The sequence below is a fragment of the Hymenobacter sublimis genome (genome assembly GCF_023101345.1).
GTDB lineage: Bacteria > Bacteroidota > Bacteroidia > Cytophagales > Hymenobacteraceae > Hymenobacter > Hymenobacter sublimis.
Genome location: NZ_CP095848.1, coordinates 4562237 through 4577780 on the forward strand (window position 1 = coordinate 4562237; position 15544 = coordinate 4577780).

11 protein-coding genes are annotated in these 15544 nt (G+C 59.7%); 2 read left to right on the forward strand and 9 right to left on the reverse strand.

What is annotated here, in order from left to right; all coding sequences use genetic code 11:
- Positions 1–30: 30 nt before the first annotated feature.
- Positions 31–654 (reverse strand): DUF4159 domain-containing protein, encoded by a 624-nt coding sequence (locus tag MWH26_RS19120; protein ID WP_110978861.1) that lies wholly within the window; start codon positions 652–654, stop codon positions 31–33.
- A gap of 199 nt (positions 655–853) precedes the next feature.
- On the opposite strand from MWH26_RS19120, the gene MWH26_RS19125 reads away from it, so the two are divergent.
- Complete coding sequence (locus MWH26_RS19125; protein ID WP_247975519.1) at positions 854–1450, forward strand: porin family protein; 597 nt, start codon at positions 854–856, stop codon at positions 1448–1450.
- A 6-nt stretch (positions 1451–1456) separates the two neighbouring features.
- On the opposite strand, the gene MWH26_RS19130 is transcribed toward MWH26_RS19125, so the two are convergent.
- From MWH26_RS19130 to MWH26_RS19165, 8 genes are all read right to left on the reverse strand, one after another.
- Complete coding sequence (locus MWH26_RS19130) at positions 1457–2158, reverse strand: hypothetical protein (protein ID WP_247975520.1); 702 nt, start codon at positions 2156–2158, stop codon at positions 1457–1459.
- Positions 2159–2422: 264 nt separating this feature from the next.
- Entirely contained in the window at positions 2423–3748 is a 1326-nt protein-coding gene (locus MWH26_RS19135; RefSeq protein ID WP_247975521.1) for a TldD/PmbA family protein, read from the reverse strand.
- A gap of 140 nt (positions 3749–3888) precedes the next feature.
- Positions 3889–5538, reverse strand: coding sequence for a TldD/PmbA family protein (locus tag MWH26_RS19140; protein WP_247975522.1), 1650 nt, complete (start codon positions 5536–5538; stop codon positions 3889–3891).
- A 182-nt stretch (positions 5539–5720) separates the two neighbouring features.
- Positions 5721–7055: a TldD/PmbA family protein gene (locus MWH26_RS19145; RefSeq protein ID WP_247975523.1), complete on the reverse strand. Its 1335-nt coding sequence runs from the start codon at positions 7053–7055 to the stop codon at positions 5721–5723.
- A gap of 152 nt (positions 7056–7207) precedes the next feature.
- Entirely contained in the window at positions 7208–8857 is a 1650-nt protein-coding gene (locus MWH26_RS19150) for a TldD/PmbA family protein (protein ID WP_247975524.1), read from the reverse strand.
- 140 nt (positions 8858–8997) lie between these two features.
- On the reverse strand, positions 8998–10029 hold the full coding sequence (locus MWH26_RS19155; RefSeq protein ID WP_247975525.1) for a 5-methylcytosine restriction system specificity protein McrC: 1032 nt from the start codon (positions 10027–10029) through the stop codon (positions 8998–9000).
- Positions 10030–10171: 142 nt separating this feature from the next.
- Positions 10172–11536 (reverse strand): McrB family protein, encoded by a 1365-nt coding sequence (locus MWH26_RS19160; RefSeq protein WP_247975526.1) that lies wholly within the window; start codon positions 11534–11536, stop codon positions 10172–10174.
- 268 nt (positions 11537–11804) lie between these two features.
- Positions 11805–13898: a sigma 54-interacting transcriptional regulator gene (locus MWH26_RS19165; RefSeq protein WP_247975527.1), complete on the reverse strand. Its 2094-nt coding sequence runs from the start codon at positions 13896–13898 to the stop codon at positions 11805–11807.
- 239 nt (positions 13899–14137) lie between these two features.
- Here MWH26_RS19165 and MWH26_RS19170 point away from each other — a divergent pair, with 239 nt between their 5' ends.
- The gene (locus tag MWH26_RS19170; protein ID WP_247975528.1) at positions 14138–15478 is read left to right on the forward strand and encodes a TolC family protein; all 1341 of its coding nucleotides are present in this window, start codon (positions 14138–14140) and stop codon (positions 15476–15478) included.
- The last annotated feature ends 66 nt before the right edge of the window (positions 15479–15544 follow it).

The following is a 15544-nucleotide window of genomic DNA, read 5'->3' on the forward strand; positions in this document are numbered from 1 at the left end:
CCGCCCTTGCTTGCAGCGGGGCGGTTAAAGCTAGGCCGTGAGGGCGTAGAGGATGATATTAACGCCAAACTTGGTGTTGTCCTCGGCCAGGAAGCGCTTGTTGCGAAAGTCGTAGTCCCACTCGCAGCCGTAGTCTTTGTTGGAGTAGAGCACGGCTAGGCGGCCGTTGATTTCGATGCCCTTTAGGTAGTCGTGTACTAGGTCATCGCCCCAGCCGTTGAGCTCGAAGCCGGTGTTGGGCGGCCCTTCGGGAAACTTGAAGAATTGGGAGTAAATCGGGTGCGTTTTGGGCAATTTCTTTAGCGCCCCGGCCCCAAAGCACACCCGCATCTGCTCCTCGAAAGAGCGGGCAAACAGCCCGTCGATGTCGTGGTTACAGTCGTCCACGAACACGAAGCCGCCGCCGCGTACGTATTGTTCGAAATTCTTTTTTTCCGGAGCCGAGAACTGCACCAGCCGGTGGCCCGAGAGGTAGCAGAAGGGGTAGCGAAATAACTCCGGCGAGTCGAGAGCTACTACCTTTTCCTTGGCATTCACGGGTACCTTGGTGTACTGCACCAAGGAGTGCAGCAGGTTGGCTGGCATCCGCTCATCTACCGCATCCCAGTCGCCGGAGCGGTATTGCAGACGCACGAAGGTGAAAGGAGCGGGCATGAAGGAATCTAGATAGGAAAACGGCCGAAAGACCCCGCCCCGCCCGGAAGGTGGCTTACTAGGGCGGCAACGAAGATAGATTTTTCTCGGGCCCGGCCCCAAAGGGTTGCGTTTTGCAAAGCGCGGCTATACCCCCAAGGGCGTTGGCTTCGTTAGAGCAGGCAAGTGGTTCTTTTATAAACTCCTCACTACCTGCACTATGAAACACGTCCTGATTTTTCTCACGGCCCTGCTACTGGCGACATCGGCCCACGCTCAATTTGGTATCAAAGCTGGTGTCAATGCCGCCGTGCTCGATGGCGACAACCTGGGGTCTACTTCTACCACCTACAAAACCTACTACCACGCCGGCGTCTTCTACGAGGCTGAGCTAATTGGGCCCGTATCCATTCAGCCGGAGCTGTTGTACTCCCTGCAGGGAAGCTCTTTTAAGGATGCCGTCGGGAATTACGATGCCAAGCTACATTACCTCAACCTGCCGGTACTAGCCAAAGTCACGGTTGGACCGGTGTTCGTGGAGGCGGGGCCGCAATTTGGGCTGCTGCTGCGCAAGGATGCCAGCGGCGACCTGAACGTGTCGTCTTCGGGCAACGGCCCCTACAGCGGCTACAAGCGTGGCGACCTAAGCCTGTGCGCGGGCGCGGGGCTTAAGCTGGGTAACCTCCTGTTGGGCGGGCGCTTCAACGCCGGCGTCAACGACATCAACGACGTGAAAAACCTGAGCGGCGCCAACGACTCCCGCCTGCGCAACCGCGTAATCCAGGCCTACGTGGCCCTACAGTTTGATAATGACTAAAACGGCCTACCGAGTGGCCGTTTCCCGCAGAAACTGATTGTAGAGGTTGATAATCTGGGGCGTGTCTTTGTAGTGAAAACCTTCGCTGCCCTGTTTGATTTGCGTACTGACGGCTAGGCAATCGGCGGTATACTCGCTCATAAGTCGGCGAAAATTACCGTGGGTAAGGGCTAATAGCTGGCCGTTACGGCGCACAAACCACCGGTTGCGCTCAATAGCACTGCCGCCCAAGTGAGCCAGTAGGGTAGGAGCGGCCAAGGCCGGATTCAGTACCGAGAAAATAAGGGGTACTTGGTCGCCCACCGAGCCACTAAAGGCAAACAGCTCAACGGGGCCTTCTATTAGGCGTAGGGCCAGCACATCGGGGGCGCCGGCGGCGGCCATGTTTTCCAGTTGATGCCCCCGGATAGTGGCCGAAGCTATTTTTTTAACGTCCACGTACTGAATGCGCGGGAAGGGCCGCACCTCGGGGCTACGACTGAAGTAGCTTATTTTCTCCTCGAACCCAATACAGTTGACGGGGAAATACGACCGAACGGTTTTGCCATCTGTGGTCTTGGCTACTGCCAGCCCATGCCGAGCTTTGGAACTGGTATCGTGCCAGGCGCTGGAATCGGACGGTGCTTGGGCTCTGGCCGCAGAAATTGTCGATAAGGACACAGAGCCAGTAAAGCCAACCACGAGGGCAAAGCGCACGAATGCGTACATAAGGGTAACAGAGATAAATAGATGTAGATAGGGCAAATATGGTCAGTGTCCTCCTTATTTGGTAACTCCCCGGAAGAGGCGGTGTTTCGTCGGAAATCTTCTTATAGGACGCTGGAATGGCACGTATCCAGCCAGAAACAAAGACTATTCTTCCACACATGAAAACACTGTCATTCCGAGTAGCGCAAGGAATCTGGATTAACCTCTGAAGGACAACCCAGACTCCTCGCGCTGCTCGGAATGACAGTGTTTTCATGTGTGTTGTTACACCGCGTCCGACAAGCTGGTGAAGGTGAAGTCGCGGATTTTCAGCGGGGGCACCAGGTTGCCGCCGAGGCGCACGGGTTTCCCGATGGCCTCGATGTTGTTGAGCATAATCACGGGGCTTTCGTTGAAGCGGAAGTTCTTCACCGGATGCTTGATCTTGCCGTTCTCGATGTAGAAGGTTCCGTCCCGAGTCAGGCCGGTGAACAAGAGCGTCTGCGGATCTACGTCGCGGATGTACCAGAGGCGAGTCACCAAAATGCCCTTGGCCGTGCTCTTGATCAGGTCCTGCACGCTCTGGGTGCCGCCTTCCATGATGAAGTTGCCGGAAAAAGCCGTGGGCTGCTTACCCGTTTTCTGGGCCCAATAGCGGGTGTAGTACAGGTTCTTGACCACGCCCTTCTCTACCCAGTTCATGCGCTTTACGGGTAGTCCTTCCCCGTCGAACACGGCGCCAGGGGCTTGGGCGTTCAGCGGGTCAGAGTAGATGGTGATGCGCGAGTCGAAGAGCTTTTCGCCGGTGCGGTTGCCGCCGCCTTTCTTGCTGAGGAAGGAACGGCCTTCGTCGGCCTCGCGGGCCCCGAAGTTGTACACCAAGTTGTTCAGCAGACCTTCATCGGAAACTAGGGCGGCGGGCTCCAGAATCACGGTGTACTTGCCGGGCTCCAAGGCTTTGGCATTGCGCGAGCCGGCGGCTTTGTCGGCCGCAATCTGCGTCAGGGCCTTGGCGTTGAACTTGCTGGCGTCGGTAAAATCAGCCACGGCGTAGCCCGAGCCGGTACCGTCGGGCGTGCGCACCGTCACCGAGAAGTCGATGTTCGTGTTTTGCTGATAGGCTTCCAGACCTTTGTTGTTGCGCAGGGCCTGGAAGGTAGCGCCGTCTTCGAGGTAGCCCGCGGCCGTGAGCTGCTTGGCGGCGCACAGGGCAATACTGTCGCCGGCTACCTGGGCCCGAAAGTCGGGGGTGATGGCGGCGGTGCTGGCCGCGTAACTGACCGGAGTTAGGTATTGCTGGGGACCGAGCAGGGGCATGTACTCGGGGTCTTCGGGGGCGAGGCGGGCAATTTCCTCGGCCCGTTGCACGCAGCGGCGCAGGGTAGCATCGTCGAACTGGTTGCAGGTAGCCACGCCGGCCCTCTTGCCAAACCGCGACTCCACCACCAGCGACACGTTATCGGCCCCGCCAGCCGTGCTTACCGAGTTGCGGGCGTAGCGCACGTTGCCAGTGGTGCGGCCCTGCAGGCTGGCCTGACACTCGTCGGCCGTGCTGAAGCTCAGCACCTTTTTCAGGATAGCCTGTGACTCGTCTTTGGAAAGAATGGCCATGTTATTGAATGGACAGAATGTGGAGAAAACCAGACCGTCATTCCGAGTGCCGCGAGGAATCTCGCGTGCTGACGTTTGATTACCACTACAACGTCAGCACGCGAGATTCCTCGCGGCACTCGGAATGACAGCTAGAAAGGCTAGCCGATTTTGCGGGCGGTGTTGATGACGTTCACGGCGTTGAAGCGGGTAGTACTAGAGCCGTGACTTACCGCGGAGCTCTGGCTGGGCTGACCCTTGCCGTCGTTGAAGAAGCCCGCAAACCGGTAATCCGACTGGTCGCAGACGGCGGCGCAGGAGTTCCAGAACTCCAGCGTGTTGGTCTGGTAGGCGACGTCCTCGAGCATGCCCGTAATCTTGCCTTTGTCGATGGCGTAGAACACCTGCCCCCCGAATTGGGAGTTGTAGCGCTGCTGGTCGATGGAGAAGGAGCCGTTGCCGGCAATGTAAATGCCCTTGTCCACGTTTTTCACCATGTCGTCTACGCTCATCTTCTGCTGGCCGGGGCGTAGGCTCACGTTGGGCATGCGCTGGAACTGCACATCCTGCCACGACTGGGAGTAGCAGCAGCCATCCGACTCGTTCTGGCCCACGATGTGGGCCTGGTCGCGGATTTTCTGGTAGTCCACCAGCTTGCCCTGGTCAATCAGCATCCACTCCTTGGTTTTCACGCCTTCGTCATCATAACCCACCGCGCCCAGGGAGCCGGTTTGCAGCTTATCGGCCACGATGTTAACCTGTTTGGAGCCGTAGGGCTGGCCTTTGGCTTTCCACTCCATGGTAGCGAAGGAGGTGCCGGCGTAGTTGGCCTCGTAACCCAGCACGCGGTCCAGCTCCAGCGGGTGGCCCACCGACTCGTGGATGGTCAGGCCTAGGTGGTGAGGGTCTAGCACCAAGTCATATTTGCCGGGCGTTACACTCTTGGCCGTGAGCTTTTCCTTGGCCTGGCGGGCGGCCAGGGCAGCATCTTCCAGCATGTCGTAGCTGTACTTGTAGCCAATGACGTTGGAGCCCTGGGGCCCCGCTACCTTGTCCTCGGCCTTGGGCGTAAGATACTCGTAGCCCAGGCCCATGGGCGAGCTAAGCGCCTGCCGGCTCCGGAACTTGCCCGAGCTACGGTCTACCACCGTCACCCCGAAGGTGGGGAAGATGCGGTGAATGTCCTGGTCGATGTAGGAGCCGTCGGTGGAGGCGAAGTACTTCTGCTCATTCACCTGGAAGAGCACGGAGTTTACGAAGCTAGCGCCGTTGTCCATGGCCTTGGCATTGGCCGCCAGCAGTAAGTCCACTTTATCCTTAATCGGCACTTCGAAAGCGTTCTGCTTGATGGGCGCCTTCCAGGAAACCTCACCATAACCCTTTTGGGGCGCTAGTTTCACCTGCTCCTTCTGCACCTTGGAGTTGGCCTTGGCAATCTGCACGGCCAGCTGGGCGGCCTTGGCAATACCGGCCTCCGTCACGGTGTTCGTGGCGGCAAAACCCCAGGTACCGTTGGCAATAACCCGCACCCCGGCGCCGTAGCTTTCCGAGTTAACGATGTTCTGGACCTGCTTTTCGCGGGTGAACACGCCCTGGTTGAGGTAGCGCCCAATGCGCACGTCGGCGTAAGTAGCCCCGGCCGATTTAGCTGTGTTCAACGCCACATCGGCCAGGCGCTTTTTCACTGCCACGTCTACCCCTTCCAGGAGCTGGGCCGGGTCAACCGGGTTGCCGCCCAAGCTGGGCAGCGACGGTAGCCAGAGCGCCCCGGCCGCCAGACCGGTTACGCCCACAAAATCACGTCTGTTCAAAGGAGTAGAAGTTGAGAGTGGTAGAAGTAATAGGTGGTAGGACGAGTCGCCCGTAGGGCCTCGTCCTACCACTCTCGTTGAACGATGGTCACGCGGGACGCCAGAACTTGAGCGGGCGTCAGCAACGAAAGTGGTAGGACGAGTCGCCCGCAGGGCCTCGTCCTACCACTTTCGTTGCTGTACTACACCGCGTCGGAGAGGCTGGTGAAGGTGAAGTCGCGGATTTTCAGCGGGGGCACCAGGTTGCCGCCTACCCGTACGGGCTTGCCAATAGCTTCCAGGTTGTTGAGCATGATAATTGGCGACTCGTTGAAGCGGAAGTTCTTCACCGGATGCTTGATCTTGCCGTTCTCGATGTAGAACGTTCCGTCCCGGGTCAGGCCGGTGTATAGCAGCGTCTGGGGGTCAACGGGGCGGATGTACCAGAGGCGCGTCACCAAGATGCCGCGCTGGGTGCCTTTGATGAGGTCGGCGGTGCTTTGGGTGCCGCCCTCCATAATCCAGCCACCGGGGCGCGGAATGTCCGGAATACCGGCCTTTTGGGCCCAGTAGCGCGAGGTATAGAGGTTTTTCACTACCCCCTTCTCAATCCAGGTCATTTTCTGCTGGGGCCGACCGTCGCCGGAAAAGCCGAGGCCGGCAATTTCGGCGTTCATGGGGTCGGAGTAGATGGTTACCCGCTCGTCGAACAGCTTTTCACCCTTGCGGTTTCCGCCGCCTTTTTTGCTCAGGAAAGAGCGGCCTTCGTCGGCGTTGCGGGCGTCGAGGGCACCCATCAGCGCCGCCAACAGGGAGGCATCGGTGTTGGCGACCAGGGCAGCGGGCTCCAGAATAACGGTGTATTTGCCGGGTTCCAGGGCCTGGGCGTTGCGCGAGCCGGCGGCTTTGTCGGCCGCAATTTGGGTGAGGCGGCGGGCGTCAAACTTGCTGGCGTCGTTGTAGTCGGCAGTGGCGTAGCCCGAGCCGGTACCGTCCGGAGTGCGCACCGTGATGCTGAACTCCAAACCCGATACCTGCTGGTAGGCTTCGAGGCCCTTGCTGTTGCGCTTGGCCACAAACCCGGCTGAGTCGTTGAGGAAGGCGGCCGAAGTCAGCTTTTTCTCGTCGCAAAGCTTCATGCTGGCGCCCACCTGGGTAGCACGGTAGTCAGGCGTGATGTCGGCGGTGCTTTTGGCGAAGCTGTTGGGCGAGGTCAGGTATTTCTGAGGACCGAGCAGGGGCATGTACTCGGGGCTTTCTGGGGCGAGGCGGGCAATTTCCTCGGCCCGCTGCACGCAGTTGCGCAGGGTAGCGTCGTCGAACTGGTTGCAGGTCGCTACCCCCGAGCGTTTGCCGAAGCGCGACTCCACCGTCAGGGCCACGTTATCAATGCCGCCGCTGGTGCTGATGGCGTTGCGGGCCGAGCGCACGTTGCCGCCCGTTTGGCCGTTGAGCGTGGCTTCGCACTCGTCGGCTTTGCTGAAGCTCAGTACCTTTTTGAGGATGCCCTGGGCTTCGGTTTGGGAAAGAATGGCCATATCTATTTGGAATGTGCGGAGTGAGGACCCCACCCCAACCCCTCCCCGGTGGGGAGGGGCTTATTTTACCATCGCAACGAAGCTTTGCGCTGATGTTGCCACAGTAACCTAAGCCCCTCCCCACCGGGGAGGGGTTGGGGTGGGGTTAAAATTTATCCGATTTTGCGGGCAGTGTTAATGACGTTCACGGCGTTGAAGCGGGTAGTGGCCGAGCCGTGGCTCACGGCTGACACCTGCGAGGGCTGGCCCTTGCCGTCGAAGAAGGAGCCAAACAGGCGGTAGTCCGATTCGTCGCAGATGGCGGCGCAGGAGTTCCAGAACTCTAGCGTGTTGGTCTGGTAGGCGACGTCCTCGAGCATGCCCGTAATCTTGCCTTTGTCGATAGCGTAGAACACCGTGCCGCCGAACTGGGAGTTGTAGCGCTGCTGGTCGATGGAGAAGGAGCCGCGGCCGGCAATGTAAATGCCCTTGTCTACGCCCGCAATCATCTGATCAACACTGAGTTTAGCGGCGCCGGGCTTGAGGCTGACGTTGGGCATACGCTGAAACTGCACCGTGCTCCAGGAGTCGGCGTAGCAGCAGCCATCCGACTCATTCTGGCCTACAATGTGGGCCTGGTCGCGAATTTTCTGGTAGTCCACCAGCTTGCCATCCTTGATGAGGTTCCACTCCTTGGCTGGCACGCCTTCGTCGTCGTAGCCCACCGCCCCCAGGGAGCCGGGCTGGCGCTTATCGGCCACAATATTCACCAGCTTCGAGCCGTAGGGCTGATTCTTGGCCCGCCAGTCGAGGGTAGCGAAGGAGGTACCGGCGTAGTTGGCTTCGTAGCCCAGCACACGGTCCAGTTCCAGCGGGTGCCCCACCGACTCGTGGATGGTCAGGCCCAGGTGATTAGGATCTAGCACTAGGTCGTATTTGCCGGGCGTTACGCTTTTGGCCGTGAGCTTTTCCTTGGCCTGCTTGGCGGCCAGCGTTGCGTCGGCCAGCATGTCGTAGCTATACTTGTAGCCTACCAGGCCCGTGCCGGCGGGGCCGGCAATCTGGTCCTGGGCCTTGGGCTGCATGTACTCGTAGCCCATGCCCATGGGCGAGCTGAGCGCCTCGCGGGAGCGGAATTTGCCCGACGCCCGGTCGATGGCCGTGACGCTGAAGTTCGGCCAGATGCGGTGAATGTCCTGGTCGATGTAGGAGCCATCGGTGGAGGCAAAGTACTTCTGCTCGTTGATCTGAAACAGGGCCGAATTCACGAAGGAAGCGCCGTTGTCGAGGGCCTTGGCGTTGGCGGCCAGCAGCAGGTCCACCTTGTCTTTGATCGGCACCTCGAAAGCGTTTACCTGAATCGGGGTTTTCCAGGCTACTTCGCCCTGCCCTTTCTGGGGGGCCAGCTTCACGGGCTCCTTCTGCACTTTGGAGTTGGCCTTGGCAATCTGCACGGCTAGTTGGGCGGCCTTAGCCATGCCGGCTTCGGTTACGGTGTTGGTGGCGGCAAAACCCCAGGTGCCGTTGGCCAGCACCCGCACGCCCGCGCCGTAGCTTTCGCCGTTGGCAATGTTCTGGACCTGCTTTTCGCGGGTGAAGATACTCTGGTTGAGGTAGCGCCCAATGCGCACATCAGCATAAGAAGCGCCGGCCGATTTAGCCGCGTTTAGGGCCGCGTCGGCCAAGCGCTTTTTGATGGCCGGATCTACCTGCTCCAGCAGGCGGGCAGGGTCTACCAGGTCGCCGCCCAGGCCCGGAATAGCGGGCAGGAACATGGCCCCGGTAGCGAGGCCGGTCAGCCCCACAAAGTCACGTCGTTTCAAGAAGGTAATGGTTTGGGTGATGGAGGAAGGAAATTCGAAGGAAGTTAAGGCCAAAGGCCCGCCAATTGCAACCAAACGACACAATTGCCGTAGCGAGGCTGCATTATAGGCAAAGAACCTCGGAATCCGTTGCCAAATCCTTAATCAAGCAAGGCTAGCAGGTCGCGGGCAATCTGCTGCCAAGGCTGGGCCAGGTCCACCGTAACAATGCGGACGGGATGCCCCCCGAGCGTGTAGCGCACATCCACGGCGTGAGCAGCGGCCGGATACAGCAGGACGCCTTCTAGCTGCTGCTCAGCAGGCCGGGGCTGGTTCTGAAGGTAGGCGTAGAGCTGGTAGAGGTGGGGCGAAATCAGCTTGTGCTGGTCGTAGCGGGGCTTAAGAGCGGCGGCGTAATACTTGGTGTCGAGGATGATTTTGCGCTGCTCGTTTTCCAGGGTAGTATCCGTGACCATGGCCGGCAGCAGGTGCAAGGCCTCGACCGTTTCGGCTTCGGCCTGCCACTGAATCGTTTCGGAAAGCACCCGAAACTGGCGCTGCTCCAAGCGGTAAAAATTGCGCACGAATTGCTCAAAAAGCAGCGCCATCAGCCGCTCATCGCGCCGGAAGTCGCGGAAGCGGGTTGGGCCTTCGGCATCGGGAGTGGGTAGGGCGCTCTGCTGAATTAACTCGCACACGTTCAGTAGGAAACCTGCTAGCCCAGTGGGCCGCAGGCGGCGCACGGCCCGCAACGTAGCCGCGCTGGGCGGCTCGGGCAGCACCGCATCCGGGAAGCGGCGCATGGTCGCGCGTACTTGCTGGCGCAAAGCAGCGGGTAGGCTACGAGTACGACTCAGCTGCTGCAAAGTGCCGAGTACCAGTCGGGCCAGGGCTGTGTTCTGGTTTAGCTCATCTACCGTGCAAATGGCCCGGCCGCGCGACAGTAGGTTTTGGCTTAGGGTAGGGGCCAACTGCACCCGGCCGCGCAGTTCCGTCAGCTCCTCGGTGCGCTCCGTGTACGCCACCGGTAGGCCCCGGTGCATCAGCCGGCGCGTGCCCGTCAGCAAGACGTGAGTGAGCAGTTCCAGGGGCCGGTGGAAGGTGGTCGTGTTGATTGCCAGCAGTTCCTGCTGCTCCGGCAGCCGGTTCCAGGCGTAGCAGAGCAGGTAGTACAGGTTCTGAATGGGAATCATACAAAGAAACGTGTGTGAGGATAGGGCCTCCTAACATTGTCCTTCCGAGCAGGAAGAGGAATCTGGGTTAGCCTGTAGAGCCTGCCGATAAACTCAGATTCCTCCTGCGTTGGAAGGACAAGTAGCATCTGCCTAGCACGGCTTACGCTAGCAGCTTTTTCTTTTGCTGGGTGGCCTTGGCTGGCTGGTCGAGCCAGTAATCATCCAGGAGAGGCTCAATTTCCTGTTCCAGAATCAGTTGCAGCCACTCCGCAGCGGCGGCAGGCTCAGCGGGTGGTTGGCAGAAGTAGCTGTGCCCGATGCAGAAGTCTGGCCCCAGGTCCGGGTCGTCGGTAATTACCTGATTGAGAGCGGCCAGGCGAGTGGTAAGCCGGTGGCTGACAGCAGCGGGTACGCCCTGGGCCGCCAGTAACTCGCGCAGGGGGGCGCCAAACTCCGGCTCCAAACTCACGAAGGCAAAGCGCCGCCGCAGGGCGTAATCGAGCGGGGCCAGGCTGCGGTCAGCTAAGTTCATGGTGCCAATGAGAAAAACGTTGGCTGGCACGAAAAAGGGCGGGCTACCGGCCGGGGCGTAGGGTAGGCGCACGGCGTGGGCGGGGCCGCGCTTGTCGGCTTCCAGCAAGAGCAGCAGTTCCCCGAAAATACGCGCCACGTTGCCCCGGTTCAACTCGTCAATCAGCAGAAAATAAGGCCGTTCCGGGTCCTGGGCAGCGCGCTGGCAGAAATCCACCAAGATGCCATTCTGTAGCCGGAAAGTACCTGCGCCATCGGGCCGGAAACCTTGCACAAAGTCCTCGTAGCTGTAGCTGGGGTGAAACTGAACTAGCTCCACGCGGGCCGCGTCGGTAGCGCCTAGTTCCAGCCAAGCCAGCCGCCGGGCCAAATACGTTTTGCCCGTACCGGGCGGCCCCTGCAGAATCAGGTTGCGGCGGCGGCGCAGGGCTGCCAGGGTGGCAGCCAGCTTTTCCGCTGAAATAAACAGCTCCGCCAACGCCATTGCTTGGTCGTAGGGTTCTGGTGTGGAATGCTGGTAGGAGGCGGCTGGTTCCTGGACCTCGAACGCAGGTAGCGGGTCAGAGGCAGAAGCTGGTTCGGCTGGAGATTTTTCGGTCGGAGCTACCTGCTTAATTCCCTTGACTTTGGCAGGCGGCGTTTCGCGGGTAGCACCGGTGTAGAGTTCCTGCATTTGCTCCTGGGCGGCCACATCGCCATCCAATAGGGGCGAGTTTTCGAGGGTAGGGCGCTTGGTGGCAATGGTGAAGTCGAGCTGCTCCAGCACCCGGTTGGTAGGCGCGCCAGCCGGTAGGGGCCAGGTTGCTTCGGGCTGCTCCGTAGCCAGCCGAAACGCCAGCTGGGCCACGGCCCGCGGCGCGTAGCGCTTGCCCATGAAGACTAGGTCGTAGACGGTGCTCAGCGGCATGCGCGGACCATCCAGGTCCATCTGCTGAAGGGCCCGAATAACTTGGTCGCGGGTGAGGTGGGTAGGGTCGAGGTCGGGAGTCGGCATCCGGTTCTAAAGTACGGGCAAAACGTATTTGCCGCCGCGTTTGCTCCCGGAGGGTTGGTGAAATTGTGAAGTGGTGAAATGGTGAGTTGTCATAGCCAGGAGGTCCGACGCTATCCGTCGTGGCCACTGTACACCCCTCTAAATGTGATAAATCCTCAACGCTACCGTAGGTCAAGGGCTTGTCACTTTACTAGGTTTAAGGCACATGAGATGAAAGATGGCGTCGCTCTGCTCGCCATGACAACTCACTCACCAACTCACTATTTCACTATCTCACCTCCACCGTCCGCTGAATGCCGAGCTTTTTCATGCGGGCTTCCAGGGTTTTGGGGTTAATATCGAGGAGGACGGCGGCGCCGTTGGGGCCGCTGACGCGGCCGCCCGTGCGGCGCAGGGCCGCCAGAATATGGTCGCGCTCCTGGTCTTTGAGGGTTTTGATGGGGCCGCCAGTTTCGGGAGTGGCTGGGGCTACTTGGGCAGCGGCGGAGAAGCCCGCAAACTCCAAAAACGGCCCCTGGCTGACAATGACAGCCTGTTCTAGCACGTGCTCCAGTTCGCGCACGTTGCCGGGCCAGCCGTACTGGCGCAGGGCTTTCAGGTCCCGCTCGCGCAGGCCGCGCACAGGCTTACCCATCTGTTTGGTGAAGCGCTCCAGGAAGTAGCGCATCAGCGGCTCAATATCCTCGGGCCGCTCGCGCAGGGGCGGCAGCTTAATGGGAAACACGTTGAGGCGGTAGTACAAATCGGCGCGGAAACGGCCGGCAGCCACCTCGTCTTCCAGCACCCGGTTTGTGGCCGCAATTACCCGCACATCGGTCGGAATGACGCGGCGGCCACCAATACGCTCGAACTCTTTTTCCTGCAGCACCCGCAGCAGCTTGGCTTGCAGATCGAGGGGTAGCTCCCCCACCTCGTCCAGAAAAATCGTGCCTTTGTCAGCCAGCTCAAACTTACCGATGCGCCGGTCGTGGGCCCCGGTGAAGGCGCCTTTTTCGTGACCAAATAGTTCACTTTCAATTAGCTGTGCGGGCAAGGCGGCGCAGTTGATTTTAATCAGGGCCCGCTCCTTGCGCGGCGACAGATTATGCAGGGCTCGGGCCACCAGCTCCTTGCCGGTTCCGGTTTCGCCGGTAATGAGCACGGTGGTGTCAGTGGGAGCTACCTGGGCCAGACGGGTGTAAACTTGCTGCATCACGCCGCTGCCGCCCACAAAATCGTCGAGGCGGGCGGCGGCAGTGGTATTGATTTCGTCGATGAGGTAGGTCCGCTCCCGCTCCAGTTGGGTGCGCAGGGCGTCAATCTGCTCGAAGGCAAACACGTTCTGGACAGCCAGCCGAATCTGGGGCACCAGGGTCTGAATTAGCTCCAGAGTTTCCTCCGTGAAGGCCAGCGGCTGGTGGCTGGCCAGAATAAGGGCCGCCATCTGTTCGTCGCCCACGTCCAGGGGCGCGCACAGAATAGAGCGGGTGCCGCGCTGCTCCCGAATGTAACGGAGCATGTCGTAGCGCTGGGCGAGGTCCTCAAAATCGGCCCCCACGTACACGCCGGGCCGCGAAAATAGCTCCACTACCGCCTGTTTGCTAGCTTCCGACTTTGGCAAATCATCGTAGCGGTTCTCATCCAGGGCCAGAAAGGTACCATCGGGCTGCTTGTTGAACTCAGCAAAGGCGCGCACCGGGGAGCGGGACTCCCGCACCCGCACCCCGAAGTAGTCGTGCGGCACTACCCGGTTGATTTCGGTGGCAATAGTCCGGAAAAGCTCCTCGCGCTCCTTGATGCTCAGCAGGGCATTATTGAGAGCCAGCTGCATAGTTTTTTCCTGCTCCCGGCGGGCAATGTCCTCGAACGCCAGCGTATTGGTTACGGCCACTGCTACCAGACTACCAATTTTTTCCAGCAGATCCGCGTCTAATTCCGACAATTCGGGCCGTCGCCGGGCCACCAACGACAGCAGGCCAATCAGCTGCCCGCTGGTACGTAGGGGTACCACCGTAATGTAGCGCATGCCCCGTTCCAGTAGGTTGCGGAAGGGAGAAAATTCGCCGTGCTCCGCCATAAATTCCTGCAAATCATACTGGTGCAGGCGGGGTTGACGCAGAAAAAGCGCAATAGGCGTGCCCTCTACCGACGTACGAGTTGGTTGGTGCGCATGCACATCAGGTAGCAATACTTCACCCAGGTAGTCGCGCAGAAAAATCCGGCGGTACTGGTGTTCTGTGTCCAGGGTCAGAATGGTAATGGCGTCGAAGGGAAAAATTAGCCGTAGCTTTTCCGTTACACTCCGAAATAGGTCCTCCTTGTTGCGCGTGGTAGCAATGGCATCATTCAGATACAGAAGAAGCGAGTCATCTTGGTCAGGCATGGCAAAGCGGCAAATGGAGGTAATGCGCGTAACTATTCCTTAAATTTCAGGAAATATACATAGGATATCCTGATATATAAGGAAATCAGGATGCAGTTTAATAAGCTAACTAGGTAGCTACGTAAAATTATTTTGTGGCTCTACTGATCGGAATCAGTGTTTTTGAGCTAGATTAAAGGGGTTTTAACGGGTTGGCACGTAGTTGGGTAACAGGCGGACATCCATACGCTGTTTCAGATATGCTTTTCCGACCTCAATACGCTGCCCCATTTTTAGCTACCCTCGGGTTGCTGGTGGGTAGTGCGGCACACGCACAGGTGCCGCTATCCGCAGCAACTCCTAGTGATTCTCTGTCGCTGGAAACTACCGTGCGTTCGGTGCTTGATGCTAACCCCGCCATTAATGCCCTGCAGGAAGAAGTAAACCAGGCCCAAAGTCGCCTCGATGAGAGCCGTACCTACCTGCGGCCCGTGGTAGATGGCACCGTCAGCTACACCCGCGTTGATCCGCAGGTGAAGTTGCAGCTAAACCCCGATGAGCCCGGTTTTCAGCTGGCCCCCAATAACAACTACGACGGGCACGTGACGGCCCGGTATACGGTGCTGGACTTTGGGCGCGCCAACGCAGCCATTGAAGCGGCCCGGAGCCGGACGCTCACGGCCGCCGACCAAATCAACGTTACCCGCCGCGACTTGGCCTTTGCCGCCGCCCAGAGCTACTACAGCATTCTGTTCGCCCGTGAAGCCATTCGGGTGCAGGACGCCCAAATTGCTTCCCTGCGCCAGCACCAGCGCGAAATGGAGAAGCGGGTGCAAGGTGGGGTAAGCACCAACTTCGACGTGACAACCACGCAGGTGCGCATTGCCCAGGCTCAGGACCGCCGCATCGACTTGCAAAACCAGTTGCGCAACCAGGAAATTCAGCTGGCCCGCCTGCTGCACCGCCCCGAGTCGGCGGTAACGCCGGTGCGCGGCCGTTTTGAGTACAACCCGCAACCCGTGAACGTAGAGGACGCGCTGGCCAAAGGCGCAGAGAACCGGCCCGAAGTAAAGCTGGCTAAGGACGCCGAGCAAACTGCTTCCGCCCAGTTGCGCGTGGCCGAAACCAGCAACAAGCCCAGCCTCACGGTGCTAGCTCAGGCCGGAGGGAAAAACGGCTACATCGTGCCCAACCTGGAGCGCGTGCGTTTTAACACGGTAGCCGGCGCCCAGCTTTCCATCCCGATTTACGACGGCGACCGGAACCGCTACCAGCGGGCAGCCGCGCAATCGGCCATCAAAGGCGCTCAGGCTCGCACCCAGGACACCCAGGAGCAAGTGCGCGCCGATGTACTGCAGGCTGTGAACAACATGCAAACCAGCACCGCCCGCTACGACAACTCCCAGGTTCAGATCGGGCAGGCCGCTGACGCCCTAACCCGGGCCAAAGCCCGCTACCGCTACGGAGTAGGCAGCAACCTGGACGTACTGGACGCGGAAACGCAGCTGGCTCAGTCGCGCCTCTCGCGCCTGCAAGCCATCTACAACTACACCCTCGGCCAGTACCAGCTGCGCCGCGCCACCGGCGAGCAGATTTGGTAGCGGTGAAATTGTGAGATGGTGAAATAGTGAGTTGCCGTTCAGCTTCTCCTGTTCGCGCCATTAACG

Excerpts from the sequence above, each read along its gene's own strand:
- MWH26_RS19130 (WP_247975520.1), bottom strand. The coding sequence starts at position 2,158 with ATGTACGCATTCGTGCGCTTTGCCCTCGTGGTTGGCTTTACTGGCTCT.
- MWH26_RS19145 (WP_247975523.1), bottom strand. The coding sequence starts at position 7,055 with ATGGCCATTCTTTCCCAAACCGAAGCCCAGGGCATCCTCAAAAAGGTA.
- MWH26_RS19125 (WP_247975519.1), top strand. The coding sequence starts at position 854 with ATGAAACACGTCCTGATTTTTCTCACGGCCCTGCTACTGGCGACATCG.
- MWH26_RS19135 (WP_247975521.1), bottom strand. The coding sequence starts at position 3,748 with ATGGCCATTCTTTCCAAAGACGAGTCACAGGCTATCCTGAAAAAGGTG.
- MWH26_RS19155 (WP_247975525.1), bottom strand. The coding sequence starts at position 10,029 with ATGATTCCCATTCAGAACCTGTACTACCTGCTCTGCTACGCCTGGAAC.
- MWH26_RS19170 (WP_247975528.1), top strand. The coding sequence starts at position 14,138 with ATGCTTTTCCGACCTCAATACGCTGCCCCATTTTTAGCTACCCTCGGG.
- MWH26_RS19165 (WP_247975527.1), bottom strand. The coding sequence starts at position 13,898 with ATGCCTGACCAAGATGACTCGCTTCTTCTGTATCTGAATGATGCCATT.
- MWH26_RS19120 (WP_110978861.1), bottom strand. The coding sequence starts at position 654 with ATGCCCGCTCCTTTCACCTTCGTGCGTCTGCAATACCGCTCCGGCGAC.
- MWH26_RS19160 (WP_247975526.1), bottom strand. The coding sequence starts at position 11,536 with ATGCCGACTCCCGACCTCGACCCTACCCACCTCACCCGCGACCAAGTT.